Below are 26,860 nucleotides of genomic sequence, written 5' to 3'. Positions count from 1 at the left end.
GGAGCATCATGCCAGCCCAGGAGAAGATCACCTATTGCGGCATCTGCGAAGGCCAGTGCGGAATCGTCGTCACCGTCGAGGACGGTAAGGCAGTCAAGGTCCGGCCGGACAAGAACTCGCCGTTGTCGAAGGGGTTCGCCTGTCCCAAGGGGATCGCGTACCCGAGTATCGCCTCCGACCCCGACCGAATCGTGGAGCCGCTCAAGCGGCTCCCGTCGGGCAACCTGGTCCCGGTCGGCTGGGATGACGCGCTCGACGACATCGCCGACCGGCTGCGCACCATCATCGACCGCGACGGCGGCGACAGCATCGGCCTCTTCGGCGGGCACGCGCTCCTGGACAACTACAGCGGCTTCTTCTGGGACGCCGGGATGTGCGCCGCGCTGGGCTCACCGCACAACTACACGTCGTCCTCGGTCGACATCAACAACTACTGGGTCGTCGGGTCGATGCTCTACGGGCATCCGCTGATCAATCCCATCCCGGACATCGACCGGACCGACTTCCTGCTCATGTTCGGCGCGAACCCGCTCATCTCGCACTCGTCGATGCTGACCGCGCCGAGAGCCCGCGACCACTTCACCGGGGTGGCGCGGCGAGGCGGCCGGGTCGTGGTGATCGACCCGCGCCGCTCCGAGACGGCGGCCGCGTTCGAGTGGCTCCCGATCCGCGCCGACGAGGACGTCCTGCTCATGGCGTCGCTGCTGCAGACGATCTTCGCGGACGGCTTGGCCGACCAGGACGCGCTGGAGCGGCAGACCACCGACGGCGGCCGGTTCATCCGGGAGATGGTCCGCGCGCACACCCCGGAGTCGACCGAACACCGGACGGGGATTCCGGCCGAGACCGTGCGCGCTCTCGCGCATGACTTCGCCACCACCCCCCGGGCCGTCGCCTACGGCCGGTGCGGCATCTCCCTGGGCAGCGCGGGAACCCTGGCGAAGTACCTGATGGACGCGCTCAACATCGTTACCGGCAACCTCGACCGGGTCGGCGGTTACGTCTTCGGTGAGGAGTTCATCGACCTGCAGCTGATCACCCACCTCGCGGGTGCCGCGACCTACGACACGTGGCGGACCCGGGTCGACGGCTTCCCCGAGGTGCTCGGCACCGCGCCCGCGGTCAGCATGGCCAGGGAGATCACCACACCGGGCAAGGGCCAGCTGAAGGCGCTGATCGTGAACGCCGGAAACCCCGCGATGAGCGTACCGGGCTCCGGCGAGCTCGGCCGCGCACTTCAGCAGCTCGAACTGCTGGTCACCCTCGACGTCCAGCAGACCGAGACCGCCGGTTACGCCCACTACCTGCTCCCCGGAGTCCTCGGGATCGAACGTGACTGTCTCCCCTGGCTCAACTCGGGCCACACGATCAAACCGTTCGCGCTGTGGGCGGACAAGGCGGTCGAACCGCCGCCCGGCTGCCGGGAGGAATGGTGGGTCGTCGACCAGATCTGTGAACGCCTCGGCCTGGTGCCTTCGCCGTTCCCGCTCATCCGAGAGCTCGGCCGGACCGGTCTGCGGCTCACCCCTCAGCAGACCTTCGACCTGTTCCTACGGATCAGCCCGCGCGGTGACCTGTTCGGCCAGCGCCCCGACGGCTGGAACCGGGAGAAGGTCTGGCAGAACCCGCAGGGTGTGGTCCTGGAGGACGAGCTGCCGACCGAGGTCCTGCAGGAGAAGCTGTACACGCCCGACAAGCGGGTTCATCTCGAACAGCCGAAGATGCACGACGAGCTCGTCCGCCACACCGCTCGATCGGTCAACGGCGACCTGCCGCTGCGCCTGGTCAGCGTGCGCGAGCTGCGAACCTGCAACACCTATCTGCTGAACGTCGAGAAGCTGATGTCCGGCGATCGCCGCCAGCGGCTCCGGATCAACCCGGCGGACGCAGAGGCGGCGGGCATCAGCAGCGGCGACATGGTCGCGATTCGCAGCGCCGACGGTGAGATCGAGGTCGAGGCGCTGGTGAGCGACGAGATGGCGGCAGGCAACATCGGCCTCCCGCAGGGCTGGGGTCACAACGGCGGCTGGCGGCTCGCCAACGCCGCCGGTGGCGCCAACTACAACCTGCTGACCACCAGCACGCGCGAGACCCACGACCAGCTCTCCGGCAACGGCCACGTCAACGGTGTGGACACCGCGGTGAGTGTGGTCCGGACCCTGGACGCGGACACGCTCGTGGAGACGCTTCGTGAGGCCAGGCGATGACCGATCAGCTCAGGGACGGGCACGGGCGGTCGCTGCACGACCTGCGGGTGTCGATCACCGATCGCTGCAACCTGCGGTGCCGCTACTGCATGCCGGCCGAGGGACTGCCCTGGCTGAGCCGGACCGACCAGCTGACCTACGCGGAGATCGTTCGGCTCGTCTCGCTGCTGACCCCACTCGGGGTGCGCTCGCTGCGCTTGACCGGCGGCGAGCCGTTGCTGCGCAAGGGTGTGCCGGACCTGGTGCGGGAGCTCAAGACCGGGACGGGCGTCGGCGAGGTCTCGATCACCACCAACGGGACGCTCCTGCGGCGTCAGGCCGCCGCGCTCGTCGACGCCGGCGTGGACCGGTTCAACGTCTCGCTCGACTCGCTCGATCCGACCCGTTTCAGCACGCTGACCCGACGCAACGCGCTGCACCACGTGCGTGACGGCCTCGTGGCGCTCGCCCAGGTGACCCCAGGCCCGATCAAGATCAACGTGGTCGCTCTGCGGGACATCACCGAACACGAGATCTTCGACTTCGTCGAGCTGGCGAAGGACACCGGGTTCGAGATCCGGTTCATCGAGTTCATGCCGCTCGACGCCGACCATTCCTGGTCACGGTCGCAGTTCGTGCCGGGCCACGAACTGCTGAGCATCGTGCGAACCCGCTACGAGCTGGTCGAGGAGCAACGTCCGGCCTCGGCGACCGCCCGCACGTTCCGGGTGGTGGGTGCTCAGGGAAAGATCGGGCTCATCGAGCCGGTGTCCCGGCCGTTCTGCTCCGACTGCGACCGCATTCGGATCACCTCGGACGGCAAGCTTCGCACCTGCCTGTTCTCCCTGACCGAGACGGACCTGCGCACCCCGTTGCGCGACGGGTCGTCCGACGAGGACATCGTCGAGCTGGTGCGGGCGGCGGTGTGGCGCAAAGAGCTGAAGCACCGCATCAACGAACCCGGGTTCATCCAGCCACCCCGAACCATGTCGGCCATCGGCGGCTGACGCCGCCACAGAGGAGCGGAGTAAATCGTGCCCTGTGTCATCGCTCCCGACGGAGCGCGCCTGCACTACCGGTCGACCGGATCGGGACAGCCACTCGTCCTGCTGCACGGGTGGACCATGAACGGCCGGTTCTTCGACCGGAACATCGACGCCCTCGCGGCTCGTCATCAGGTGGTCACCGTGGACCTGCGCGGTCACGGTCGGTCGGAGGCCGGCCGGCTCGCGCCGACCATGGGGCAGCTCGCACAGGATCTCCGCGCGCTGCTCACCGAGCTGGGCCTGCGGGACGTGGTGCTTGCCGGCTGGTCGATGGGTGCCACGGTCGTCTACAACTACCTCGACCGGTTCGGCTCCGACCGGTTGGCCGGGATCGCCGAGATCGACATGACGCCGTGCCTGCTCGCCGACGACACCTGGGAGCACGCGGCGTTCGGCGATCTCGATCCGCTCGCCGCGCTGGCGATGTCCCGGCAGCTCCTGGACGACCGGTGCGGCCTTTGGAGCACGTTCGTCCCGGCGATGTTCGCCGCCGGCTCCGTGCCCGAACCGGGCACCGTCGAATGGTGGAGCGACGAGTCGCTGGCGGTGCCGGACCTGACCGCGCTGGCGCTGTGGTCGTCCTTCGCCCCGCAGGACTGGCGCCCGCTGCTGCCGCGCATCGACGTACCGGTGCTGCTCGCGCACGGCGCGCGCAGCCAGGTCTATCCCACGCCGATCTGGGAGTTCATGGCGAAGGAGATCCCGACGACCGAGACGGCGGTGTTCGAGGACAGCGGCCACGCGCCGTTCTGGGAGGAGTCCGAACGCTTCAACCGGACCCTGACGGACTTCATCGCGCAGCTCTGACCCGAGCCCGCGAGCCGGGGACGCGCGGGGGTTCAGCTCACCGCTTTCTCCAGCTGGGCCTTGGACATGGTGGAACGGCCCTTCACCCCCTGGCGTTTCGCGTCCTCGTAGAGCTGTTCCTTGGTGCGGCCGCCGGAGCCGGAGTGGGATCGCTTGCCACCTCGGTGCTGCGGGGAGACGTCCTCGGTCGAGGTCCTGCTCGCTTCCGTCGACTCACCCTGCTGCGCGCGATTCTTGTTCACCGTCCGCGCGGCGATCTCCTCCGCGCGGTCCTCACCGGTGCCCCGCTTCTTCGCGGACTCCTTGACGTGCTCGTACTGTCGCTCCCGCTTGTCACTCCAGGCCTGTTGCGGCATCGCTGCGCTCCTCGTTCGACAACGTGCATCGGCAACCACTCGCCTACCCCGGTGGCCGAATGGTTATGCACGGTCAGAAATCGGTGCCGTGACGGGCCTCCCGTTCACCCGCGAACGCCAGGTCGACCCGATTGACCACCGACGGCTCGGCCACGACGAGCCCGGCGCGGGCCAGCGTGCGTGCCCGGTGTGCGCCGAACAGCAGCGTGCTCAGGGACGCGATGTCGACTCGGACGTCCGGTTCGGTCGTCACCCGCTCACAGCTCGCACCCTCCGGGCCACCGCGCAGCCGGTACCGGCCGCCGAGCCCCGGGAGCGGGTCGGCGACGTCCAGGACCACGTCGATGTCGGTGGCGTACGGGCGCGCCGACAGAGCGGCACCGACATCGAGGATCCGAGCCCACAGGCCGTCCACGACCCCGGTGGTGCGCACCTGGCGCGGGTCCTCCAGCAGGAACGGGAGCGGGTCGTCGAGTGAGCACGCGACCGAGGTGACCGTGTGCACCAGGTCCAGGCCGAGCAGCGTGTGCCACAGCGCGGCATGCGCTTCGTCGGTCACCGCGAAGAAGTCCTCGACTCTGCAGGAGTTGTCGGAGTGCTGGATTCGGTAGGCCACGTAGCCATCGGTGTGCAGCAGGAAGAACAACGCCGAGCCGCCTTCCCGGTCGGCCTCCCGGTCGAGGAGCAGGAAGTCCCACCACCGGTCGTCGCGGTGGAGGGCACCGGGAGTGGTGGCGACCCAGCGCCGGTGCACATCGGGGGCCAGCGCACGGGCCTCGTCGGAGTCGACGAACCGAACCCCGCCCCGGCCGCGGGCGTCGGGCCGGACCCGCGCCAGGCGCCGATCGATCGTCACACTGCGCGCGCGGCTGGCCTGTCCGTAGCCGAACCGGCCATAGATGCCGCCCTCGCTGGCCATCAGCAACGACAGTGCGAGGCCCTCCTCGACGAAGCCCTGGTGCATGTCGGTGAGCATCCACCGCAGGACTCCCTGCCGGCGGTGGGTCGTCGCGACCGAGACCCAGGTGAGTCCCTGCGTCGGCACCGACGCACCGCCGGGCAGCGTCACCTCCAGGGAGAACGAGCCCGCCACGCCGACGACCGCCTTGATGGCCGGGTCGGTGGCCAGTACGAACCGCTCGGGTTCGAACAGCGGCCGGAAGTCTTCCAGGGCCTGGTCGGTGTAGTTAAGGCCGAACGCACGTGCATCGGCCGTGCCCACGGCTGGCAGGTCGTCGTGGGTCGCACGACGGAGTACCGGTTCCATGGATCATGAGTGTGCTCCGCGCGCCGGAGCCCGTCGACCGGGTTTCGGAGCGTCCGAAATATGCCACTGATAGGCGGTATCCGCGTCTGTGCATGCAGACCGCATTGCGCTCTTCAGGTGAAGACGGACCTTAACCTTACTGCTATAACAGTGAGATATTGCTACTCTCCGATGACATTTTGGCCCGGCTCCCCCATTAGAGGTCACTAAATTGGTAGCTCTGAATGGTTCGCGCAGTGATCACCCTCTTGGTGCGATCACGACCCTCGCCGAGATACTCGGGCGGCCGGCCGTCTCGCCACATTCTCGTGCCATGGTCGCACCGACGCTGCGCAACGGGGTCACCGTCGCGGCGCTGCTGAGCCGGGAGGGCCACCTGACGGCATCCGACAGCGACGGCCCTCGACACCTCCGCGAAGTGGTCCGCTACTCCAGTGCTCCGCGCCTGCGGCTGGCCAGCGCGACCGGTGCCGTACTCACGGTCGGCTCGCTGGCGGGTGCCGCGGCACTCGGCGGGCACGCCACCACCGACCCGGTCGCGGCCGCCGTCCAGGAGCTGGCCAACACCGTCGGCCACACCCAGGTCACCCACGACGTGCTGGCCCAGGGTCGCATCGTCACCGCTCCCGCCGAGCAGGCGCTTCGCCCGGCCGACGCTCCCACCAGGCCTTCCACCTCGGATGTCACGCCCCAGCACGGGTCGTCGGCAGCAGATCGGGGCAGCTCGACAAGCAGGCCGGCCGAGCAGCACAGCTCCCCGGCCGCGAGCACGGGCGCCCCACGCCAGCGCTCGGAAAGCTCCGACGGCTCCCCGAGATCGAGCGGCACGGACAAGCGGGACGGCTCGGTCACCGACTCGCCGAACTCGTCGTCGGACAACACCAGGACTCTGGCCTCGGGCACGGCGAAGAGCGTGGACTCCGGGAGCACCTCGGAGCGCGGCGCGAGCAAGTCATCCGCCGACAGCGGCGCCAAGTCCTCGACACTGGCCGCCGGCCGGAGTTCCGGCCAGGGTTCGAAGGAGCGCAGCTCCCAGCAGCGGTCGTCCTCGAAGGACTCCAGCAGCAGGAGCTCGAGCCGATCCGACCGCAGGTCGTCGTCGAGCAAGGACTCGAGCTCCGAGAAATCCAGCCGGTCCTCCTCACATTCGAGCAAGAAGTCCAGCGGATCGAAGAGCTCGAGTGGATCAAAGAGCTCACACAGCAGCAGTGGTGGTCATAAGTCGAGCGGTGGATCAAGTAAAAGCTCGGGCTCCAAGAGCCACTGAATTCTGAACTGATCGACAATTCATTCCGACGGTTCCTGCTGCGTCTTCGGTGCGGAACTACTGGTACGCACATTGCGCACGATGTCGCGCCCGAAGGTGACGTCCACGCGCTCCGCGACCGCGAGACGCAGCACGGCCAGCATCGCCTGGACGGACACCTCGCGCAGCTCCTCGATGGTCTGGTAGAGCTTCGGCCACTGGTCCTCGGGGCGACCGGAGTCGTCGAAAGGCCGCCACACCTCACCGAGGAACAGCTCGACGTAGATCTTGGCGATGCCGTCGGCGTGCTTGCGTAGCTGCTCGACCACGTCGAGCGAGCGGGTCAGCGGAATCCCCATGCCGACCATGGACTGCGCAACGCCCATCAGTTGTGGGCTGATCTCCTCGTACTGGTCGTCGCCGACGTCGCGCAGCAGGTCCATCTTCTGCGCGCGCTTCAGCAGGCTGCCGTCGTCCTTGCCGAAGCGCTCCCCGAGTTCTTCGGCGTGCACGATCTGCCGGTCCTCCGGAGCGAACAGCTCCCGCACGGTCCGGATGAAGTGCACGACCTGCTCGGTCGACCCGCCGGTCGTGTCCAGCAGCTTCTTGATCGTGTCGAGCTTGACGCCCTCGCCCTGCAGCTCCTTGATCAGCTCCAGCCGCGCCTCGTGCCCAGGCCGGTAGTACCCGGTACGCGCCTTGACCTGCGGCGGAGGTAGCAGACCCCGCGCCTGGTATGCCCGGATGTTGCGCACCGTGACGCCGCTCGTCCTGGCCAGTTCGTCGATCGTCTGCCACTCGACACCATCAAGCTCGGTTGCCATGTGACACAGCTTATCACCTACACCTCCTTGCTATGTGACATCGAACTGTGCTCTTCTGATGTCATGTTCAGAGCCGCGCCACCCAGCAGAGCCGACCGACTGCGCTCGGCGGCCTCGTCCATCACGACCACCTTGACCACCCCGTTGCTCCCGGAGGACTTCCTCGGCCTCGTCGCGCCCCTCTGGTCGAGCACCTCGCTGCGCGGCCGGGTTCTCGCCGTCCGCCCGGAGACCGACCGGGCCACCACCCTCCACATCCGGCCCGGCCGTGGCTGGCGCCGGCACCGAGCCGGGCAGTACGTCCGCATCGGCGTGGACGTCGACGGCGTCCGGCACTGGCGCACCTACTCCCTGACCAGCCCGGAGGACCCCACCGCCGACCATTTCACGATCACCGTCCAGGCCCTGGCCGACGGCGTCGTGTCCCGGCACCTGACCCAGGCGACACCGGTCGGCACGATCGTCCATCTCGAACCGGCCGAGGGTGACTTCGTGCTCCCCGAGCCCGCGCCCGATCAGCTGCTGATGATCACTGCCGGCAGCGGCATCACGCCGGTCATGGCGATGCTGCGCACACTCGCCGCGCGCGGCCCGCTACCCGACGTGGTCCTGGTGCACAGCGCGCCCAGCACCGAGCAGACGATCTTCCGCACCGAGCTGACCGAGTTGTTCAGCCGACATCCGAACGCCCGGCTGATCCTGCGCCGGACCGGCGTGGACGGTCGGCTCGATCTTCGTGAGCTCGACACCCTGTGCCCGGACTGGCGCGATCGCACGGCGTTCGTGTGCGGTCCCGCCGGGCTGCTCGACGCCGCGACCGAACGATGGGCGGACCTGCCGGACCAGCTACACCTCGAACGTTTCACTCCCCCGGCACGCAGCCCGGGAGGCTCCGGCGGAGAGATCTGCTACGGCGGGACCGACACGGTGGCCGTCGACGGTGACACGAGCCTGCTGGAGGCCGGCGAGGCCGCCGGTGTGCTGATGCCGAGCGGCTGCCGCATGGGCATCTGCTTCGGCTGTGTCCTGCCCCTGCGTGACGGCCAGGTGCGCGACCTGCGCACCGGCCAGGTCCACGGCGAGCCCGGCGACCTGATCCAGACCTGCATCTCCGGGGCCAGCGGCGACGCGCGCCTCGACCTCCCGACCCGTTAGGAGCTTGCCCATGACCATCACGCTGCCCGACCGCACGACCGAGCCGGACCCGAAGCCCAGCATCCGTCCCGTTCCGTCGACCCCGGCACCCGAGGCCCTCGGCCTCACCGCCGAACAGGTCGAGGAGCTGGGCAGGCGCCTCGACGCGATCCGCGACCGGATCATCGCCAGCCGCGGCACCGCCGACGCCGCATACATCCGCAAGGTCATCAAGACCCAGCGAACCCTGGAGATCGGCGGCCGCGCGCTGCTGTTCGCCGGGATCTTCCCGCCGGCCTGGGTCGCCGGGACCGCGATGCTCTCGGTCGCCAAGATCCTGGAGAACATGGAGATCGGCCACAACGTCCTGCACGGCCAGTGGGACTGGATGCGCGACCCTAAGATCCACTCCAGCACCTGGGAGTGGGACCTGGTCAGCGATGCGAAAGGCTGGAAGCACTCCCACAACTACATGCACCACACGTTCACCAACGTCGTCGGCAAGGACCGCGACGTCGGCTACGGCATTTTGAGACTCAGCGAGGAGCAGGAGTGGAGGCCTTACTACCTGGGCAACCCGGTCTACAACTTCCTGCTGTCGCTGTTCTTCCAGTGGGGCGTCGCGCTGCACGACCTGGAGGTCGAGCGGGTGGCGAGCGGCGAGAAGACCCGCAAGGACTTCTGGACCCAGCTCAAGGGCATCGCGGGCAAGATGCGCCGTCAGGTGATCAAGGACTACGTGGTGTTCCCGGCGCTGGCCGGCCCGTTCTTCCTGCCGGTCCTGCTGGGCAACGCGAGCGCCAACCTGGTGCGCAACCTGTGGTCGCACGCAGTGATCTTCTGCGGTCACTTCCCCGACGGCACGGTGCAGTTCACCGAGGAGCAGCTGGAGGGTGAGACGCGCGGTCAGTGGTACCTGCGTCAGATGCTGGGCTCGGCCAACCTCGACGGTGGTCCGCTATTTCACCTGATGACCGGCAACCTGAGCTTCCAGATCGAGCACCACCTGTTCCCCGACCTGCCGAGCAACCGGTACTCCGAGGTTGCGCCCGAGGTCCGCGCGCTGTGCGCCGAGTACGGCATCCCGTACACGACGGGACCGCTGGGCAGGCAGTACCTGCAGGTGCTGCGCAAGCTCAATCGGCTTGCTCTGCCCCCGAAGAAGGACTCGACGACGAGGTAGCGGCCGGTTCCGGGGCGCGGCGGCGGGCCAGCAGGAACGCCACCGCGCCCAGGAACACCACCAGGCTGGTCCAGTCGTTGAGCCGCAGGCCGAGGAAGTGGTTGGCGTGGTCGATGCGCAGCGCCTCGATCCACCCCCGGCCGACCGTGTACGCGGCGACGTACAGCGCGAACAGCCGTCCGTTGTTCAGCAGGAACCGGCGGCCTGCCCAGACCAGCAGCAGCGCCACACCGATGTCCCACAGCGACTCGTAGAGGAACGTCGGCTGGTAGGTGGCCAGGTCCAGGGACTCGGCCGGCCGGTGTGCCAGGTCGATCTCCACGGCCCAGGGCAGGGTACTGGGGCCGCCGAACAACTCCTGGTTGAAGTAGTTGCCCCAGCGACCGATCGCCTGCGCGAGGATCAGCCCGGGGGCCAGCGCGTCGGCGAAGTCGGGCAGCCGGACACCGAGACGGCGGCAGCCGATCCAGGCACCCAGCGCGCCGAGCGCCACGGCGCCCCAGATGCCCAGGCCACCGTCCCAGATGTAGAGCGCCCGGATCGGTTCCCGGCCCGGCGCGAAGTACAGCTCCGGGTCGGTGATCACGTGGTAGAGCCGGCCGCCGACGACCCCGAAGGGCACCGCCCAGATCGCTATGTCGACGATCTGCTCCGGGTCACCGCCCCTGGCACGCCAGCGGACCTGCGTCCATCGGCCGGCGACCAGGATGCCGGCGAGGATGCACAGCGCGTACGCCCTGATCGGGACCGGTCCGAGATGCCACACGCTCTGCGGAGGGCTGGGTAGGTAGGTCAGCATCAGCGGCGGGCGTCAGCTCGGTAGGCGCAGCAGGTAGTCACCGGTGTCGTCGTCCCATTCCATCTCGATCAGGCCCCGCGTCCGCGCCGCCTTGGCGAAGGACAGGAAGCTCTTGAACCCGTAGCGCTTCTCGGAGAAGTCCGCCGCGCGCTTGCGCAGCTGGTTCTTCAGCCCGCTCAGCTGCGGCGGCCCGCCGGACTCGCTCAGTCCCTTCACGACGTCCACCAGCAGGCGGAAGGCGGCGTCCTCGGCCGTCTCGTCCTCGGGGAAGGAGACCTCCGGGTCACCCTGGGCCGAGCCGGGGCGCAATGCGATGACCCGCTGGTTCTCCAGGTTGCGCAGCAGCTCGCCGAAGCCACGGAAACCGTGGTCGGCCTCGTCGAACGTCGGGTCCTTGCGCAGCACCGCCCGCTTGAGCCGCGACGCGAGCACCGGCCCGTCGGAGTGGCGCTGCAGACCGGCGAGAGTGCGGGCCAGGACCGCGCCCACGTCGCGGTCCTCGCCGGTCTTGGCAGGCTCGTCGACGACGCTGTCGCCGGCGACCGGTTCGACGAACGTGACGCTGATCGGCTCGCCGGTGCGCCCGGTGACGGCCTCGGTCGGTTGCTCGGTCGCCGGGGTCTCCTCGGACGCCGGGATCGGGGTGGCTGCCGAGCCCGCCGAGGACCGGCCGCGGCCGCCTCTGCTCCGCCGCGGCACGGGTGTCGCCTCGACGCCGGGCAGCCGGTCGTAGAACAGGAACTCGTCGCAGGCCGGCGGCAACAGCGCCGAGGTCGAGGACTGCACCCCGATCCCGATCACCCGCTTGTCCATCTCGCGGAGCTTGTGCATGAGCGGGGTGAAGTCGGAGTCCCCGGTGCCGATCGCGAACGTCGTGATGAAGCCGCGCTCGTAGGCGAGCTCGATCGCGTCGACGGCCAGCTTGATGTCCGCGGCGTTCTTGCGCGAGCCGCCGATGCGCTGGGTGATCTCGATCAGCTCGACCTGGGCCCGCGCGAGCAGCCTGCGGTCGTCGCTGAAGGCAGACCAGTCCGCGTACGCGCGGCGCGACACGACCCGCCCGCGCTCGGCCAGTGCATCCGCGATCGGGCCGAAGTCGAACGGGGTGACCCCCAGCCCGTCGCGCGCGCCGATCGCGAGGTTCTCGTAGTCGAGAAACAAGGCGATTCGTTCATCATCGTTGGCCACTGCACGCTCCCAAGGCTGTCTGCCCGCAGCGTACGGCCGACACCTCGGCAGCCCGGGCGCGGCTCTCCGGCGCCCTCGACCCCGTGAGTGTCGCGGCCGGTCATAGGCGGCCGCGGCACTCACGGGTTTCTCAGTTATCAGGTTCGGGCGGTGGCGACAAGCGCTCCCCGGCAATCGATATCCCGCGTGCGCAACACACGCACCACGGCTCCCATCTGGCGTACAAAGAGATCTTGCGTCGGCGACGAGGCCGACGGTCCTCGGGAGGGCGTCATGTCGGGACGCAGGACTTCACTGGCACTGAGCAGGCGACGAGCGCTCGGCCTGGCGGCCGCCGCCGGTGTCGCCGCCGCGCTGACCGGCTGCGGAACGGGCCGGCCACCGCACAGCTTTCGCTGGCAGATGATCCCCTCGTACTCACTGCAGGCGCCGCTGCCGGAACGCGTCGCGTATGTCCGTTCACGGATCGCCGAGTACGAACGCACCACCGGCTGGCGCCCGATACCCGAGGTGAGCAGCAGCGACATCACCGCGGCGATGGCCAAGCTGCTGTTGCAGGCCTCGCAGGGTAGAGCACCCGAGATCGGCCAGGTCGACTCGTACCTGTTCGGCCGGTTCAGCAGGTACGCCGGTGACCTGACCGGCCCGCTCGCGCAGGCGGGGCTCGCGTTGGACAGCTGGTTCCCGCAGTTCCGCGAGGTGATGACGCTCGGTTCGGGTCAGCCGAGGTCCATCCAGTTCAACACCGACGTACGGGTCCTCTACTACCGCAGGGACCTGGTCCCGACTCCCCCGTCGTCCTGGGACGAGGTTCTGTCGATCGGGCGGGCCAACGCCGCGAAGGGCAAGTACTTCCTGTTCGCCGGCAGCCGCTCCGAGGACAGCGTCAACACGACGTTGTGGCCACAGCTGTGGTCCCAGGGCGGCGAGATCCTCGACCCGGACGGCTCACCCGCGTTCGCATCCGGGCCCGGTCGCACCGCGATGATCGACGGGCTGGGCTTCATCCGGCGGCTGATCACCGAGGGGATCACACCCCGGCGGGTGGCGAACCTGCGCAGCGACGACGACTGCAACCCCGACGTGCTCGCCGGCAACGTGGCGATGTTCCTCGGCGGCAGCTGGCAGGGCGCCGACCTGCAGAACCTCGTGAAGAACGGCGACTTCGGCAAGGAATGGGGCGCCGCCCCGATCCCGAGCCGCTCCGGCGACAACCACGCGTGCGTCGCGGGCGGCTGGACCTGGGCGTCCTTCGCGCAGGCCCCCGAGGTGGTGCACCAGAGCATGAAGCTGGTGATCGACGCCTACGCCGCCGACGAGGGCATGGCGAAGTTCTGCACGCTCGGTGGGTACCTGCCCACCCGGGAGCCGGTGTACGACCATCCCGCCTACCGGGGCGACGCGTTCACTCCGGTGTTCCGCGACCATCTGCGCCGCTACGCGCGGGTGCGTCCGCTGCGGCGGGAGTACCAGCAGGTGTCCTCCGCGATGCAGATCGCGCTGTCCTCGGTCACCTCGTTGACCAAGGAGCCGGAAGAGGCGCTCGACGCGGCGTTGGCGCAGGTCGTCTGATGGCCACCCGGGAGAACCCCGTCCTCGCCCGGCCGTGGCTGTGGATGCTGCCGCTCGGGGTCGTGCTGGTGATGGTGTTCGTCTACCCGATCCTGGAGATCCTCCGGCTGAGCTTCACCGATGCGACGATGGTGGCCGGGGAGCCGTACTCGTACACGGCGGCGACCTATCGCAGCATCGTCGCCGGCCAGGACTTCGCCGACATCCTGCGCGTCACCGTCCTGTTCGTGCTGTTCAGCGTGGTGTTCCAGTTGTTGCTCGGGTTCGCCGTCGCGCTGCTGGTGGACACCGCGGCGCGCCGAGGCCTGCGCGGCGCCCTGGTGACCAGAACCGTCGTGCTGACCGCGTGGGCCATCCCCGGGGTGGTGATCGGGGTGATCTGGCGGCTGCTCTACCAGGACGGGCCTGCCGGCATCCTGAACTATCTCGGCGGCATGATCGGGTTGTCCGGCAACGCCTCGTTCCTGTCCGACCCGGACGCGGCGCTGATCTCGGTCACCGTGGCGAACATCTGGCGGGGCACCGCGCTGTCCATGATCCTCATGTACGCCGGTCTGCAGTCGGTGTCGCGGGAGCTTCTCGAAGCGGCGCGCATCGACGGAGCCGGCACATTCCAGGCGTTCCGTGCGGTGACCTGGCCGGTGCTACTGCCGCTCGTCGCGATCGACCTGATCACCATCACGGTCGAGACGTTCAACACCTTCGACATGGTGATGGCGCTGACCGGTGGTGGGCCGGGCACGGCGACCGAGGTGCTCGCCCTCGGTGTCTACGACCAGATGTTCAACCAGCTCAACCTCGGCAGGGGCGCCACCATGTCGGTCGTCCTGCTGCTGATCAACGTGATCATGGTCGGCTTCTACTTCCGATACAGCGCGCGGCGGGAGGCCACGGCATGAGGTCGAACCGGGCCCAGAACACCCTCCTCTACCTGGGCATGGCCGCCGTCATCGTGGCGTTCGCCTTCCCGGTGCTGTGGGTGTTCTCGCTGTCGCTGCGCACGGCCGCCGAGATCTCCGCCGTGCCGCCGCCCCTCGTTCCGGAAGTCCCGCAGTGGGGCAACTACGGCCGGGTGCTGGAGACGACCAACATCGGCCGCTACCTGCTGAACTCGCTGATCGTCGTGGCCGGCTCGGTCATCGGCTGCCTCGCCGTGTGCATCCCCGCCGCGTACGGGATGTCCCGGCTGCGGTTCCGGGGCGAGCGGACGTTCTCCCGGTTCGTGCTGGCCTGCCAGCTGATCTCGCCGGTCGTGCTCGTCGTGCCGATCTACCGGGTGTTCGTGTCGCTCGACCTGGTCAACAACTACCTCGGCCTGATCCTGGTCTACGTCGCGGTCACCTCGCCGTTCCTCACCTGGTTCCTGCGCGACTACCTGGACACCGTCCCCGCGCAGCTCGACGAGGCCGCCATGATGGACGGCTGCACCCGCTGGCAGGCACTGTTGTGGATCGTGCTCCCGACCGCGGCGCCCGGCATCGCCTCGGCCGCGATCGTGGTGTCGGTGCTGAGCTGGTCGCAGTTCGCGGTGCCGTTCGTCCTGCTCGACGACTCGAACCTGTACCCGGTCTCGGTCGGTGTGGTGAACCTGCAGCAGACCGGCAACGAGATCACCACGCAGTACCTCGCGGCGGGCAGCATCCTGGCTGTGGTGCCGGTGATCGTGGTGTTCATCGTGCTGCAGCGCTACATCGTCGGGGCCCTGACCGCCGGAAGCCTGAAGGGATGATGTCGTGCACGACGACCGCACACTGATCGAGGCGCGGATCGACCGGGTTCTGACCGAGCGGCTCCGGCCGGCTGTGTACCCGAGCAGCGCACCGGTCCGGATCGAGGTGTGGCACGCACCGGGCGAGCCCGTCGCGGCCTCGGTCGGGTTGGCCGCCGAGTACTCGCCGTGCCAGGTCGGCGACCGGTGGGGTCCCGCGTGGGGAACCAGCTGGTTCCGGGTGACCGGCACGGTCCCCCAGGCCTGGGCGGGCTCGACGGTCGAGCTGCTGTTCGACCCGGGCTTCGAGCGGGTCATGGCGGGTTTCCAGTGCGAGGGCCTCGTCTATTCCGGTGACGGCACCCCGATCAAGGGGCTGAACCCGCGCAACAGCTGGGTGCGGGTCGGCAACCCCGCGTCGGGTGGTGAGGACGTCACGTTCTACATCGAGGCCGCGGCGAACCCGGTCATCCACGACGAGCGGCACATCTTCCTACCGACCCATCTCGGTGAGCTGAGCACGGCCGGGCCCGAGCTGCTCTATCGCCTGACCAGGGTCGAGCTCGCGGTGTTCGACGAACAGGTCTGGCAGCTCGTCGCGGACCTCGAGGTGCTGACCCAGCTCATGCACGAGCTGAGCACCGACTCCCCGCGCCGCTGGGAGATCCTGCGCACCTGTGGCCGGGCGTTGGACGTGCTGGACCTCGACGACATCTCCGGCACCACGAAGGCCACCCGCGCCGTACTGGCCGAGGCGCTGGCCGCTCCGGCGCACGCGAGCGCGCACCGGCTGTCCGCCGTCGGGCACGCGCACATCGACTCGGCGTGGTTGTGGCCGCTGCGTGAGACGGTGCGCAAGGTCGCGCGCACGACGGCCAACGTGACCGCGCTGATGGACGACCACCCCGAGTTCGTGTTCGCCATGTCCCAGGCCCAGCAGCTCGCCTGGCTGCGCGACCACCATCCGGCGCTGTTCGCGCGGGTCAAGGAGAAGGTCGCGGCGGGGCAGTTCGTGCCGGTCGGCGGCATGTGGGTCGAGTCCGACACGAACATGCCGGGCGGTGAGGCCATGGCACGCCAGTTCGTGCACGGCAAGCGGTTCTTCGCGACCGAGTTCGGCATCGAGACCGACGAGGTGTGGCTGCCCGACTCGTTCGGCTACAGCGCGTCGCTGCCGCAGCTCGTCGCGCTGTCGGCGTCAACATGGTTCCTGACCCAGAAGATCTCCTGGAACCAGACGAACAAGTTCCCGCACCACACGTTCTTCTGGGAGGGCATCGACGGCACCCGGGTGTTCACGCACTTCCCGCCGGTCGACACCTACAACTCCGAGCTGTCCGGCACGGAGCTGGCCCACGCGTCGGCCAACTACCAGGAGAAAGGGCGCGGGCAACGGTCGCTGGTCCCGTTCGGCTGGGGTGACGGCGGTGGTGGCCCCACCCGCGAGATGCTCGCGCGCGCCGCCCGGCTGACCGATCTGGAAGGCTCCCCCAGGGTCGAGATCGAGCCGCCGGTCGAGTTCTTCCGCAAGGCGCACGAGGACTATCCGGATGCGCCGGTCTGGGTCGGTGAGCTGTACCTGGAGTTCCACCGAGGCACCTACACCAGCCAGGCGCGCACCAAGCAGGGCAACCGGCGCAGCGAGCACCTGCTGCGGGAGGCCGAGCTGTGGTCGGCGACCGCGTTCGTGCGCCGCGGCCATCCCTATCCGTACGAGCAGCTGGACCGGTTGTGGAAAGCGGTACTGCTCAACCAGTTCCACGACATTCTGCCCGGTTCGTCGATCGCCTGGGTGCACCGCGAGGCGGAGCGGACCTATGCGGCCGTCGCCGGGGAGCTGACCACGATCATCGACGAGGCGCAGCGGGCGCTCGCCGGCATCGGCGACCGCCCGATCACCTTCAACGCCGCGCCGCACGCCAGGGACGGTGTCGCGGCGGGCGGCGCCGAGGTCGTCACACCCGCGGGCGACGCGGTCGCTGTCAACGCGGTGGACGGCGGCTTCGAGCTGGACAACGGGCTGCTGCGGGTCACCGTCGACCGGCGCGGTCTGGTCGGTTCGATCCTCGACCTGTCCGCCGGGCGCGAGGTCGTCGCCCCCGGCGCCCACGCGAACCTGCTGCAGCTGCACCCGGACCTGCCGAACAAGTGGGATGCCTGGGACGTCGACGAGTTCTACCGCAACACCGGGACGGACCTGGTGGAGGTCGACGAGATCACCCGCGTGGACGGCGGCGTGCGGATCGTCCGGTCGTTCTCCCGGTCGAGGGTGACGCAGCTGTTGACGCTGCACCCGGGGGCACAGCGGCTCGACATCGAGACCGAGGTCGACTGGCAGGAGAAGGAGAAGTTCCTCAAGCTGGCGTTCCCGCTGGACGTACAGGCCGATCGGTCGGCCTCGGAGACCCAGTTCGGGCACGTGTACCGGGCCACCCACGCCAACACCAGCTGGGACGCGGCGAAGTTCGAGATCTGCGCGCACCGCTGGGTTCACCTGGCCGAACCCGGTTACGGCGTCGCGCTGGCGAACGACTCCAGCTACGGCCACGACGTGACCCGTTCGGCGAAGGAGGGCGGGGGCATCGCGACCACGATCCGTGCGTCGCTGCTGCGGGCGCCCCGGTTCCCCGACCCGGAGACCGACCAGGGCGTCCATCGGCTGCGGCACGCGCTCGTGGTCGGCGCCGAGCTGGCCGACGCGGTGCGCGAGGGCTACTTCCTGAACCTGCCGGCCCGGGTGGTCGAGGGAGCCGGGCCCGTCGAACCGCTGCTGACCGTGGACGACCCGGCGGTATGCGTGGAGTCGGTGAAGCTCGCCGACGACGGCTCGGGCGACGTGGTGGCCAGGCTGTACCAGGCCACCGGTGCGCGCTCCACCACCACGATCACCACCTACTTCGGCCCGGACCACGCCTGGACCACCGACCTGCTGGAACGCCGCTGGCCCAGAACCGAAGAACACAGACTGTCCGAAGGCGCCCTGACCCTGCGCCTGCGCCCGTTCGAGATCGTCACGCTCCGCTTCGCCAGCCCATGACCCGACACCGCGCACCCTTCGGTCACACCGCGCACGGTGCACAGGGCGCGGCGTGGACGTACGGTGCGCGGTGTCGGGCTGGGGTCGTCGATCTGGAGGCGTCATGACCACCGATAGCGCCGCTCCGTCGCGGGGTATGCGGCTCGCGTTCCGCGGGTTCGACACCATCGAGCGCATCGGGAACAAGCTGCCGCACCCGTTCTGGCTGTTCTGGATCTTCGCCGTGATCGTCGCGGTGCTCAGCGCGGTCCTGAAGGCGGCCGGGGTCAGTGCCGTCAACCCGAGCTCGGGCAAGACCATCGAGGTCCAGAACCTGCTGAGCAAGGACGGTCTCGCGCAGGTCCTCAAGGGCGCCGTCGACGCCTACGGCACGTTCCCACCGCTGGCCACGATCGTCCTCATCATGCTCGGCATCGCGGTCGCCGAGAAGGCCGGACTGGTCAACGTCCTGCTGCGCCGGATGGTCATGCGGGTGCCCGGCAAGTACCTGACGTTCGCCCTGTCCATGACCGCGATGGTCGGCCACGTCGCCTCGGACGCCGCCTACGTGGCGCTGGTCCCGCTCGGCGGGCTGCTGTTCCGGGCGGCCGGCCGCAGCCCGGTTCTCGGCTGCATCGTCGCGTTCGTCTCGGTCTCGGCCGGCTACGACGCGTCGCCGTCGATCACCGCGGTGGACGCGATCCTGTCCGGCATCTCCACCGCCGCGGCGCACCTCGTCGATCCGCACTACGTCGTGACGCCGCTGGCCAACTACTACTTCAGCGTCGCCTCCTCGGTACTGGTCGCATCAGTCATCACCCTCGTCGTGGAGACGGTGCTGGGCCGGCGCCCTGACCTGCAAGCCGACGAGCAGGACGAGGTCGGCGAGGAGCTCCGGCACGACGACATCACTCCGGCGCAGCAGCGCGCGCTGCGCATCACCGGCCTGGTGGCGCTGGGCTACGTCGCGGTCCTCGTGCTGGGCATGCTGCCCTCGGTTTCCCCGCTGCGCGGCGCGGGCGGCGGCATCGTCAGCTCACCGGTCATCTCCGGGATCGCGCTTGTCCTCGGTGTGTTCTTCGCCCTGGTCGGCATGGTGTACGGCCGGCTGACCGGCAGCCTGCCCGCTCCCAAGGACGTCCTCGACGCGATGGCCGACGGCGTGAGGTCGCTGGCCCCCATCCTGGTGTTGTTCTTCGCCATCTCCCAGTTCCTCGCCTACTTCAAGTGGACACACCTCGGGGAGATCCTGGCGATCACCGGCGCGGACCTGCTGCGCGGTGCCGGAGTGCACTCCTGGTTGATCCTGCTCGGCATCGCGGTGGTGATCACGGTGATGAACCTGGTCCTGACCAGCGGTTCCGCGCTGTGGGCGCTGGCGGCACCGATCTTCGTGCCGATGCTGATGCTGCTCGGGATCAGCCCGGAAGCCACTCAGGCCGTCTACCGGGTCGCCGACTCGGTCACCAACTGCATCACGCCCATGAGCCCCTACTTCGTCATGACGCTGGGCTTCGTACAGCAGTACCGCCGCTCGGCCGGGCTCGGCACGATCGCCTCGTTCACGATCCCGATCGCGGCGGTCGTGTGGATCGTGTGGACCGCATTCGCGCTGGCCTGGTACCTGTTGGGTATCCCGTTCGGCCCTGGCGCCTGAACCACGTCGACATCTGAAAGGCACTTCGATGACCACCGAGCTGGCCGCGCTGGCCGACAACGCCGCCGAGGAGATCCTGGCGGACATCATCGAGCTCGTGAAGGTCGAGAGCCACAGCTACGACCTACCGGGGCTGGCCGAGGGACTGACCGTGCTGCGCGACATCACCGTCCGAAGGCTGGGCGCGCCTGACCACACCGAGACCCATCCCGGTGGCGAGCACGGCGACATCGTGACGCACACGTTCACCGGGCAGGGCCCGGGGCACGTCGCGCTGATCGGTCACTACGACACGGTCTGGCCGAAGGGCACACTCGCCGGCTGGCCGGTCACCGAATCGGTCGACGACCACGGCAGGCGGACTCTCACCGGACCGGGCATCTTCGACATGAAGACCGGTGTGGTCCAGGGAATCTGGGCGTTGAAGCTGCTGCGGGACAGCGGTGCGCAGATGCCCACGGTGACGTTCCTGTTCAACGGCGACGAGGAGATCGGCTCGCTGTCCTCGCGGCCGATCATCGAGAAGGTCGCCGCCGAGGTGGACGCCTCGCTCGTGCTGGAGGCGAGCGTCGACGGCGCGGTCAAGACCGGCCGCAAGGGCACCGGGATCTTCGTGGCCACCGCGACCGGCATCGAGTCGCACGCCGGACTGGCGCCGGAGAAGGGCGCCAGCGCGATCCATGCGATGGCCGAGTTCATCACCGCCGCGGCCGCGATCGCCGACCCGGCAAAGGGGACCACGATCAACGTGGGTCTCGTCAGCGGCGGCTCAGGGACGAACGTCGTCGCCGGGAGCGCCACCGCGAAGATCGATATCCGGGTGCTGACCGTTGAGGAACAGAACCGGGTGGACGCCGAGTTCTCCGCGATCACGGTCAGCGATCCTCGGGCGCACGTCGAGGTCCGGCACGACTGGAACAGGCCGCCGATGACCCTGACCGAGGCATCGGCGCCGCTGCTCGACATCGCCCGCGCCGTGTCCGCCGAGCTGGGCACGCAACTCGGCAACGTCACGGTCGGCGGCGCCAGCGACGCCAACTTCGTGGCGGCGCTGGGCCGCCCGGTCCTGTGCGGTCTCGGCGCGGTGGGCGGAGGCGCCCACGCCCGCACCGAGTTCATCTACCCCGACACGGTCCCCCACCAGACGGCCCTGCTGGCAGGCATCCTGCACAAACTGTCCCTCCGCCCATAACCCCCCGAAGCGGCACGAATGTGGCTTTAGGGACGTTGAACGTCCCTAAAGCCACATTCGTGCCATGTTGTGGGGCGGGTTTCAGAGTGGGTTCGGGGCGCCGAGAGGGGCTGTGCAGAAGCCTCCGCCCACGTAGCGTTCGGGGGTGGGCTCGGTGGGCGCCAGCTGGTCGGCGTAGGCCTCGGCGTCGTCCTGGGAGCGGTAGCCGAGTGCTTCCGCCTCGGCCAGGGAGAAGATGCTCCTGGTGTTGGCGGAGACGCCCCAGATCAGCCGGTAGCCGGGCGACGGGGCGCTCAGGCACGCCTCGAACAGCCGGGCGCAGTCGTCGGGTGACAGCCAGGTGATCAAGCCGCGCGGACCGAGCGGTAGCGGCGTCTCGAAGCAGGAACCGATCCGGATCGCGATGACGTCCATCCCGAAACGGGAGTGGTACAGGCTGCCCAGCGCTTCCATCGCCGCTTTGCTCACGCCGTAGTAGGTGTCCGGCCGGGGCGACGAGTCGGCGGGCAGGCCCGGTTCGTCGGCGTCCCGGAAACCGACCGAATGGTTGCTCGACGCCAGGATCACCCTGGTCACACCCGCCTGACGGGCAGCGTCCAGCACGACCTGCGTCCCGTTGATGTTGACGTCCAGGATCTCGGCCCAGCTGGTCTCGCGGCTGTGTCCGCCGAGGTGGATCAGCGCGTCCACACCCTCACATGCCGCGAGCATCGCGTCCGGGTCGGTGACCGAACCGGTCAGCAGCTCGACCGGTTCGTCGTCGGCCGAGGGCGTCTGGGAAGCGAGGTCCAGCAACCGCAGCATCCGGCCGTCGCGGCGCATCCTGGTACGCATCATCCGGCCGATGCCGCCGGCCGCCCCGGTGATCAGAATGCGTTTCGGGTCGTTCATCGGACTCCCGCCCTGCGCAGCCGCTGCCCGAGCTCGGCGGTCGCCGCCGCCAGCAGCTCGCCGACCTCACGCGCCTCGTCGTCACTGACCTTGTCGACCGGCATCGAGCAGCTCATCGCATCGGTACCGGGAATCCGGTAGGGCACCACCGAGGCGACGCAGCGGACACCGGGGGTGCCCTCCTCCACCTCGGCCGCGAAACCCCGTTCGCGTGTCGCGGCGCACTCGGCGTGCAGCGCATCCAACGTGGTCACCGTGTTCGAGGTCAACGGCGACAACACCCCCTGTACCAGTTCGGTGATCTCGTCGTGGGTCAGTTCGGACAGCAGCGCCTTGCCCAGCGCGGTGGCGTGGACCGGGAGCGTGCGGCCGACCCTGGACACGAGGTGCAGCGAACGCTGCGACTCCCGGGTCTCCAGGTAGACGACCTGGGCGCCGTGGCGCCGCGCGTAGTGCGAGGTGAACCCGGTGCGCTCGCGCAGCTGCTCCAGCGCTTCGGTCGCGTACGGCATCGCCGGGTCCCGGTCGAGGTAGGCGGTGCCGCAGATCAGCGCCCGCACCCCGAGGCGATAGCGGGTACCACTGGCATCGGCCTGCAGCCACCCGGCCTCGTGCAGGGTGCGTAGCAGTCCGTGCAGGCTGGAGCGGGGAAAGCCGGTGCGGGCGTGCAGATCGGTCAGCGACAGCCAGGCGTCGGTGGTCGCGAACTCCTCGACCAGGTCGATGGCCCGCCGGGCGGACTTGACACCGGCGGCCGAGGTGCCGTTCTCTAGCGCGGCAGCAGCGACCTCGGCCTGTTGCGCCATTCGCCGCTCCCCCGCTCGATCGCTGCGTGTCGTTGACACGTGACCCGCGTCATATTAGCTTCCTGGAACATGTTCGCATAGCAGAACTCAATCATATATGTGAACGCGCCCGCGTGCCCAGCGAAGGAGAACAACGGTGCACGTACTCGACTGGACAATGGTGTGCGGTTACTTCGTGCTGATGATCGTGATCGGCTGGTGGTCGCACCGCCGGATCAACGACGTCAAGGACTTCTTCACGGCGGGCGGCCGGATGCCCTGGTGGCTCGCGGGCATCTCGCACCACATGTCGGGTTACAGCGCCGTGCTGTTCGTGGCCTACGCCGGTGTCGCCTACTCGGACGGCATCACCGTCTACTTCTGGGGCTTCGCGAGCATCGGCATCGGTGTCGGCATCGGCTCCTGGCTGTTCGCCGCCCGCTGGAACCGGTTGCGCTCGACGCTCGGCGTCGCCTCACCGCTGGAGTACCTGGCGCAGCGCTACAACGTGCCCACCCAGCAGGCCCTCGCGTGGAGCGGCAGCCTGCTGAAGATCTTCGACATCGCCGCCAAGTGGTACGCGGTGGCGACCCTGCTCAACTCGTTCGCCGGCGTCCCCTACGTCTGGGGAATCGTGCTGACCGGCACCGTCACCCTGATCTACTGCACGGTCGGCGGACTGTGGGCCGACGCGCTCACCGACTTCGGCCAGTTCGTCATCCAGGGCCTCGCCGCGCTGGTGATGATCTGGGTGATCCTGGACCGGCTGGGCGGCATCTCGGGCCTGTGGACCCTGTGGGGCCAGCTACCGGCGAGCCACGTCAACCCGACGACACCCAAGTTCACCACGGTCCTGCTGCTGGTCTACGTCCTGGTGAAGACCCTGGAGTACAACGGCGGGATGTGGAACCTGGCGCAGCGCTACATGGCGGCGCCCGGGACGCGCGAGGCCATCCGGGGCGCGCGGCTGTCCTCGGCGCTGTACCTGCTCTGGCCGCTTGTGCTGATGTTCCCGATGTTCGCGGCTCCGCTGCTGGTACCCGGCCTGTCGGACCCGAACACCTCCTACGCTGTGATGACCACGACGTTCCTGCCTGCCGGGCTCGTCGGGCTGGTGCTCGCCGGAATCTTCTCCCACACGATGGCCATGGTGTCCTCGGACGCGAACGCCATCTCGGCGGTCATCACCCGGGACATGCTGCCGGTCCTGTGGCGGCGCGCGCGTTCGTTCACCGACGCCGAGGGGCTGCGCGCGGCACGTATCTCCACGATCCTGTTCGTGGTGCTGACCATGATCGTGGCGACCCGGGCGCAGCAGCTGGGCGGCGTGCTGCAGATCGTGGTCTCCTGGGTCGCGGCGCTCATCGGCCCGATCTCGGTCCCGCTGCTGCTCGGCATGCTGCCCCGCTTCCGCCGATGCGGACCACGCGCCGCGCTGGTGTCCTGGGCAGGTGGCCTGATCGCCTACGCGATCGCCTACTACGGCGTGAACGCCAGCCAGACGGTCACGGTCGCCACTCCGGTCCTGGTCTCGGTGGCCCTGTTCAGCCTGCTGGGCCTGCTGGCCCCCGAACAGAGCCAGACCACCGACGACATGATCGACCTGATCGGCGGCAAGGACCCGGCCCCCACCCAGCCCGCCCCGACCCTGACCTAGCCCGCACAGACCGTCTCCACGCCGCACAGAGGCTCCGGCCTCTGTGCGGCGTGTGCTCGCTCTGTGCGAGCCGCTCAGTCCTGGGGGCGGGGGGACTTCGCCAGCTCGGGGGCCGAGGAGTCCAGGGGGACGGCCGGTGAACGGACCATCCCCAGCTGGACGCTCTGGCGGCGTTGGACCGCATCCAGCAACCAGTCCGTCGCCACCCGCAGGCGGTTTCCGGGCATGGCCATCAGGTGGTAGCCGCGGGTGACCGCCTTCGCGGCCAGCCCGGACAACGGCACGCCGAGCGGGTTGGCGGCCGCCGACACGCCACCCAGGTCGACCACGAAGCCGAGGTCGTGATGGCGGTACGCACTCCGGTCGCCTTCACCGAGCGAGGCGGCCACGTTGTGCGCGACCAGCCGGCCCTGGCGTTCCGCGTGCTGGGCGGTCATCGCGGTCAGCTCTCCCGGCCTGGTCAGGTCGGGCACCGCCGCCGCGTCGCCGCACGCGAACAGCTCGGGATGGCCGGGCACGCCCAGGTACTCGTCGACGTCGATGCGGCCCTTGGTGGTCGGCAGGCCCAGGCTCTCGGCGATGGGGTCCGCCCGCACACCGACGCACCACACCAACGTCCGGCTCGGCACACCCTCGCCGGTCTCCAGCGTGACACCGTCCGGCGTCGCCTCGCTGATCGACATCCCGGTCAGCACCTCGACGCCGCGCCTGCGCAGCACGCGGTCGGCGGTGCGGCCGAGCCGGTGATCCAGCCCCGGGAGGACCCTGCCCGCCTTGTCCAACAGCATCCACCGGACGCGCTGCCCGTGCAGTCTCGGCCGGTTTCTGATCAACGCAGTGGTCAGCAGCGGACCCTGCGCCGCGACCTCGGTCCCGGTGTACCCGGCGCCGACGACGACGAAGGTGCAACGGGCGTCCCGCTCGGCGGGGTCGTCCGTGAGGTCGGCCAGCTCGATCTGCCGGGTGATGTGGTCGCGCAGGTAGACGGCCTCTGGCACGCCCCGGAAGCCGTGCGCGTTCTGCGTGACGCCGGGAATCGGCAGCAACGCGTTCACGCTGCCGGCCGCGAGGATCAACCGATCGTAGGACAGATCGACGGTGTCGTCCTCCGGGGTTCGGACGGTCACGCGCCTGCCCTCGACGTCGACGGCCGTGGCCTCGCCCAGCACGCACTGCACGCCCGGCAGAGTCGCCGAGAGAGACACCGAGACCCGTCTCGGGTCCAGCACTCCCGCCGCTACCTCGGGCAGCAGCGGCAGGTACAGGAAGTAGTCGGTGGGGTTGATCAGCACGATGTCCGCCGTGTCCGCCAACGAGTCGTGCAGGACTCGGGCGGCGTTGTGGCCGGCGAAGCCGCCGCCGACGATCACTATTCGGGGTCGAGACACGTCCGTACTCCCTGGTCAACGCATGGGGGATGTCGTGGCCAGCGACTACCCGTTGTCGCCGCCCGCTATCCCTCGTTCTCAGACGTTGCTGAGCTGACGTCCTGACGACGTGGTGCGTGCCGACGTGGCCAACAGCCCGACGCCGACCAATGTCAGGCCGAGCCCGAGCAACCGGACCACCATCGAGTCCCCGGTGGCGAAGGGTTCACCGAACACCACGACCCCGAGGCACACCCCGATGACCGGATCGATCGCCATCATCACCGCGAGCGATCCGCCGAGCGGCCCGGCCTGGAACGCCGCCTGGCTCAGCAGCGTGCCACACGCACCACACGCGACCGCTGTCCACAGCTGCCAGCTCCCGACGAGCCCGGTCAAACCGTCGAGCAGCAGGATCGCGCCCCACGCCTTCGCCAGCGCGGCGGACGTCGCCATCAGCACCCCGGCCGCCGCTCCGAAGCACAGACATCGGGTGACACCCGACCGGATCAGGCCACCGATGAGCGTCACGGTCAGCACGATCCCCGCCAGCAGCAGCCCGGGCACCCACTGCTCGACCCCGGCCGGCGGGTCCGGCGGGCTGTCGGGGGCGACCGCGAGGAACACCGCGAGGCCGAGGACCACCACGGCCGCCCCGCGCATCGACCGTGGGCTGATCGGGCGTCCGGCCAACCGTTGCAGCCCGAGAGCCACCACGAGACCCACGGTCAGCACAGGTTGCACGATCGACAGTGGCCCGAGATTGACCGCGACGAGGTGCAGCGCGACCCCGGTGGCCTGCGCGGCGATCCCGGCGAGCCAGGTCCGCTTGCCCGCGAGCTCGACGAGCAGGCCCACGGGTGACCGCCGGCGCACCCGCCACGCGCTGAGGTGCTGCAGCGCCGAGGCCAGCCCGAAGCAGGCCGCCGCGAACAACGAGACGATCACCGTCACCGTCATGAGGCGGCCACCGGGGGTG

22 protein-coding genes are annotated in these 26,860 nt (G+C 69.2%); 12 read left to right on the top strand and 10 right to left on the bottom strand.

All coding sequences use genetic code 11. From position 1 onward, the window contains the following. The first annotated feature begins 8 nt into the window (after positions 1-8). From G406_RS49770 to G406_RS0125200, 3 genes are read left to right on the top strand one after another with little or no spacing between them, the layout of a single operon-like run. On the top strand, positions 9-2,207 hold the full coding sequence (locus G406_RS49770) for a molybdopterin-dependent oxidoreductase (protein WP_051342666.1): 2,199 nt from the start codon (positions 9-11) through the stop codon (positions 2,205-2,207). Further along, positions 2,204-3,193, top strand: coding sequence for a GTP 3',8-cyclase MoaA (moaA, locus tag G406_RS0125205; RefSeq protein ID WP_028935900.1), 990 nt, complete (start codon positions 2,204-2,206; stop codon positions 3,191-3,193). Before G406_RS49770 ends, moaA begins: the two co-directional genes overlap by 4 nt. 27 nt (positions 3,194-3,220) lie before the next feature. After that, positions 3,221-4,039: an alpha/beta fold hydrolase gene (locus G406_RS0125200; protein ID WP_028935899.1), complete on the top strand. Its 819-nt coding sequence runs from the start codon at positions 3,221-3,223 to the stop codon at positions 4,037-4,039. Between the two features lie 32 nt (positions 4,040-4,071). Here G406_RS0125200 and G406_RS0125195 read toward each other — a convergent pair whose 3' ends face one another. The 4 genes from G406_RS0125195 to G406_RS49765 form a co-directional block, all read right to left on the bottom strand. Continuing rightward, positions 4,072-4,395 (bottom strand): hypothetical protein, encoded by a 324-nt coding sequence (locus tag G406_RS0125195; protein ID WP_028935898.1) that lies wholly within the window; start codon positions 4,393-4,395, stop codon positions 4,072-4,074. Positions 4,396-4,468: 73 nt separating this feature from the next. Then, on the bottom strand, positions 4,469-5,662 hold the full coding sequence (locus G406_RS0125190; protein WP_028935897.1) for a GNAT family N-acetyltransferase: 1,194 nt from the start codon (positions 5,660-5,662) through the stop codon (positions 4,469-4,471). Positions 5,663-6,088: 426 nt separating this feature from the next. Beyond that, positions 6,089-6,817 carry a hypothetical protein gene (locus G406_RS0125185; protein WP_028935896.1) on the bottom strand — a complete coding sequence of 243 codons (729 nt, stop codon included), beginning with the start codon at positions 6,815-6,817 and terminating at the stop codon, positions 6,089-6,091. 132 nt (positions 6,818-6,949) lie between these two features. Next, the gene (locus G406_RS49765; protein ID WP_051342665.1) at positions 6,950-7,732 is read right to left on the bottom strand and encodes a MerR family transcriptional regulator; all 783 of its coding nucleotides are present in this window, start codon (positions 7,730-7,732) and stop codon (positions 6,950-6,952) included. A gap of 63 nt (positions 7,733-7,795) precedes the next feature. Here G406_RS49765 and G406_RS0125175 point away from each other — a divergent pair, with 63 nt between their 5' ends. Both G406_RS0125175 and G406_RS0125170 read left to right on the top strand, forming a co-directional pair. After that, positions 7,796-8,887 (top strand): ferredoxin reductase, encoded by a 1,092-nt coding sequence (locus tag G406_RS0125175; protein ID WP_084216371.1) that lies wholly within the window; start codon positions 7,796-7,798, stop codon positions 8,885-8,887. A gap of 10 nt (positions 8,888-8,897) precedes the next feature. Continuing rightward, the gene (locus G406_RS0125170) at positions 8,898-10,049 is read left to right on the top strand and encodes a fatty acid desaturase family protein (protein ID WP_028935894.1); all 1,152 of its coding nucleotides are present in this window, start codon (positions 8,898-8,900) and stop codon (positions 10,047-10,049) included. Here the strand turns inward: G406_RS0125170 and lgt are convergent. Together lgt and G406_RS0125160 are read right to left on the bottom strand one after the other, a co-directional pair. Beyond that, positions 10,003-10,848, bottom strand: coding sequence for a prolipoprotein diacylglyceryl transferase (gene lgt / locus G406_RS49760; RefSeq protein ID WP_211241254.1), 846 nt, complete (start codon positions 10,846-10,848; stop codon positions 10,003-10,005). The genes G406_RS0125170 and lgt overlap by 47 nt on opposite strands. Before the next feature lie 12 nt (positions 10,849-10,860). After that, entirely contained in the window at positions 10,861-12,036 is a 1,176-nt protein-coding gene (locus tag G406_RS0125160; protein ID WP_028935893.1) for a PIN domain-containing protein, read from the bottom strand. 273 nt (positions 12,037-12,309) lie between these two features. On the opposite strand from G406_RS0125160, the gene G406_RS0125155 reads away from it, so the two are divergent. The 6 genes from G406_RS0125155 to G406_RS0125130 all read left to right on the top strand — a co-directional run bounded on the left by G406_RS0125155 (position 12,310) and on the right by G406_RS0125130 (position 21,181). Next, on the top strand, positions 12,310-13,608 hold the full coding sequence (locus G406_RS0125155; protein ID WP_028935892.1) for an extracellular solute-binding protein: 1,299 nt from the start codon (positions 12,310-12,312) through the stop codon (positions 13,606-13,608). Further along, complete coding sequence (locus G406_RS49755; protein WP_051342663.1) at positions 13,608-14,507, top strand: carbohydrate ABC transporter permease; 900 nt, start codon at positions 13,608-13,610, stop codon at positions 14,505-14,507. Before G406_RS0125155 ends, G406_RS49755 begins: the two co-directional genes overlap by 1 nt. Beyond that, entirely contained in the window at positions 14,504-15,337 is an 834-nt protein-coding gene (locus G406_RS0125145) for a carbohydrate ABC transporter permease (protein ID WP_028935891.1), read from the top strand. Before G406_RS49755 ends, G406_RS0125145 begins: the two co-directional genes overlap by 4 nt. Before the next feature lie 4 nt (positions 15,338-15,341). Continuing rightward, a complete protein-coding gene (locus G406_RS0125140) occupies positions 15,342-18,353 on the top strand; it encodes an alpha-mannosidase (protein ID WP_028935890.1) in 3,012 nt (1,003 codons plus the stop codon). Positions 18,354-18,456: 103 nt separating this feature from the next. Further along, a complete protein-coding gene (locus G406_RS0125135; RefSeq protein ID WP_028935889.1) occupies positions 18,457-19,989 on the top strand; it encodes an AbgT family transporter in 1,533 nt (510 codons plus the stop codon). Between the two features lie 28 nt (positions 19,990-20,017). Beyond that, positions 20,018-21,181 carry a M20 family metallopeptidase gene (locus tag G406_RS0125130; protein WP_051342661.1) on the top strand — a complete coding sequence of 388 codons (1,164 nt, stop codon included), beginning with the start codon at positions 20,018-20,020 and terminating at the stop codon, positions 21,179-21,181. 81 nt (positions 21,182-21,262) lie between these two features. Here the strand turns inward: G406_RS0125130 and G406_RS0125125 are convergent, their stop codons facing one another. Both G406_RS0125125 and G406_RS0125120 read right to left on the bottom strand, forming a co-directional pair. Next, entirely contained in the window at positions 21,263-22,072 is an 810-nt protein-coding gene (locus G406_RS0125125) for an NAD-dependent epimerase/dehydratase family protein (protein WP_028935887.1), read from the bottom strand. Beyond that, positions 22,069-22,878, bottom strand: a complete 810-nt coding sequence (locus G406_RS0125120; protein WP_028935886.1) for an IclR family transcriptional regulator — start codon at positions 22,876-22,878, stop codon at positions 22,069-22,071. Before G406_RS0125120 ends, G406_RS0125125 begins: the two co-directional genes overlap by 4 nt. Positions 22,879-23,014: 136 nt before the next feature. Here G406_RS0125120 and G406_RS49750 point away from each other — a divergent pair, with 136 nt between their 5' ends. Then, positions 23,015-24,514 carry a sodium:solute symporter family protein gene (locus tag G406_RS49750; protein WP_037078381.1) on the top strand — a complete coding sequence of 500 codons (1,500 nt, stop codon included), beginning with the start codon at positions 23,015-23,017 and terminating at the stop codon, positions 24,512-24,514. A 74-nt stretch (positions 24,515-24,588) separates the two neighbouring features. Here the strand turns inward: G406_RS49750 and G406_RS0125110 are convergent, their stop codons facing one another. After that, positions 24,589-25,902, bottom strand: a complete 1,314-nt coding sequence (locus tag G406_RS0125110; protein ID WP_028935885.1) for an NAD(P)/FAD-dependent oxidoreductase — start codon at positions 25,900-25,902, stop codon at positions 24,589-24,591. Positions 25,903-25,980: 78 nt separating this feature from the next. Beyond that, on the bottom strand, positions 25,981-26,841 hold the full coding sequence (locus tag G406_RS0125105; protein WP_028935884.1) for a DMT family transporter: 861 nt from the start codon (positions 26,839-26,841) through the stop codon (positions 25,981-25,983). Positions 26,842-26,860 lie beyond the last annotated feature (19 nt).

Source organism: Actinospineispora spinosispora DSM 44797 (assembly GCF_000429025.1).
Taxonomy (GTDB): domain Bacteria; phylum Actinomycetota; class Actinomycetes; order Mycobacteriales; family Pseudonocardiaceae; genus Pseudonocardia; species Pseudonocardia spinosispora.
This window is presented reverse-complemented; position numbering and strand designations above follow the sequence as displayed.

Coding starts and splice junctions, on each gene's coding strand:
- G406_RS49770 (WP_051342666.1), top strand. CDS start 9: ATGCCAGCCCAGGAGAAGATCACCTATTGCGGCATCTGCGAAGGCCAG.
- moaA (WP_028935900.1), top strand. CDS start 2,204: ATGACCGATCAGCTCAGGGACGGGCACGGGCGGTCGCTGCACGACCTG.
- G406_RS0125195 (WP_028935898.1), bottom strand. CDS start 4,395: ATGCCGCAACAGGCCTGGAGTGACAAGCGGGAGCGACAGTACGAGCAC.
- G406_RS0125190 (WP_028935897.1), bottom strand. CDS start 5,662: ATGGAACCGGTACTCCGTCGTGCGACCCACGACGACCTGCCAGCCGTG.
- G406_RS49765 (WP_051342665.1), bottom strand. CDS start 7,732: ATGGCAACCGAGCTTGATGGTGTCGAGTGGCAGACGATCGACGAACTG.
- G406_RS0125175 (WP_084216371.1), top strand. CDS start 7,796: ATGTTCAGAGCCGCGCCACCCAGCAGAGCCGACCGACTGCGCTCGGCG.
- G406_RS0125170 (WP_028935894.1), top strand. CDS start 8,898: ATGACCATCACGCTGCCCGACCGCACGACCGAGCCGGACCCGAAGCCC.
- lgt (WP_211241254.1), bottom strand. CDS start 10,848: ATGCTGACCTACCTACCCAGCCCTCCGCAGAGCGTGTGGCATCTCGGA.
- G406_RS0125155 (WP_028935892.1), top strand. CDS start 12,310: ATGTCGGGACGCAGGACTTCACTGGCACTGAGCAGGCGACGAGCGCTC.
- G406_RS49755 (WP_051342663.1), top strand. CDS start 13,608: ATGGCCACCCGGGAGAACCCCGTCCTCGCCCGGCCGTGGCTGTGGATG.
- G406_RS0125145 (WP_028935891.1), top strand. CDS start 14,504: ATGAGGTCGAACCGGGCCCAGAACACCCTCCTCTACCTGGGCATGGCC.
- G406_RS0125135 (WP_028935889.1), top strand. CDS start 18,457: ATGACCACCGATAGCGCCGCTCCGTCGCGGGGTATGCGGCTCGCGTTC.
- G406_RS0125130 (WP_051342661.1), top strand. CDS start 20,018: ATGACCACCGAGCTGGCCGCGCTGGCCGACAACGCCGCCGAGGAGATC.
- G406_RS0125125 (WP_028935887.1), bottom strand. CDS start 22,072: ATGAACGACCCGAAACGCATTCTGATCACCGGGGCGGCCGGCGGCATC.
- G406_RS0125120 (WP_028935886.1), bottom strand. CDS start 22,878: ATGGCGCAACAGGCCGAGGTCGCTGCTGCCGCGCTAGAGAACGGCACC.
- G406_RS0125105 (WP_028935884.1), bottom strand. CDS start 26,841: ATGACGGTGACGGTGATCGTCTCGTTGTTCGCGGCGGCCTGCTTCGGG.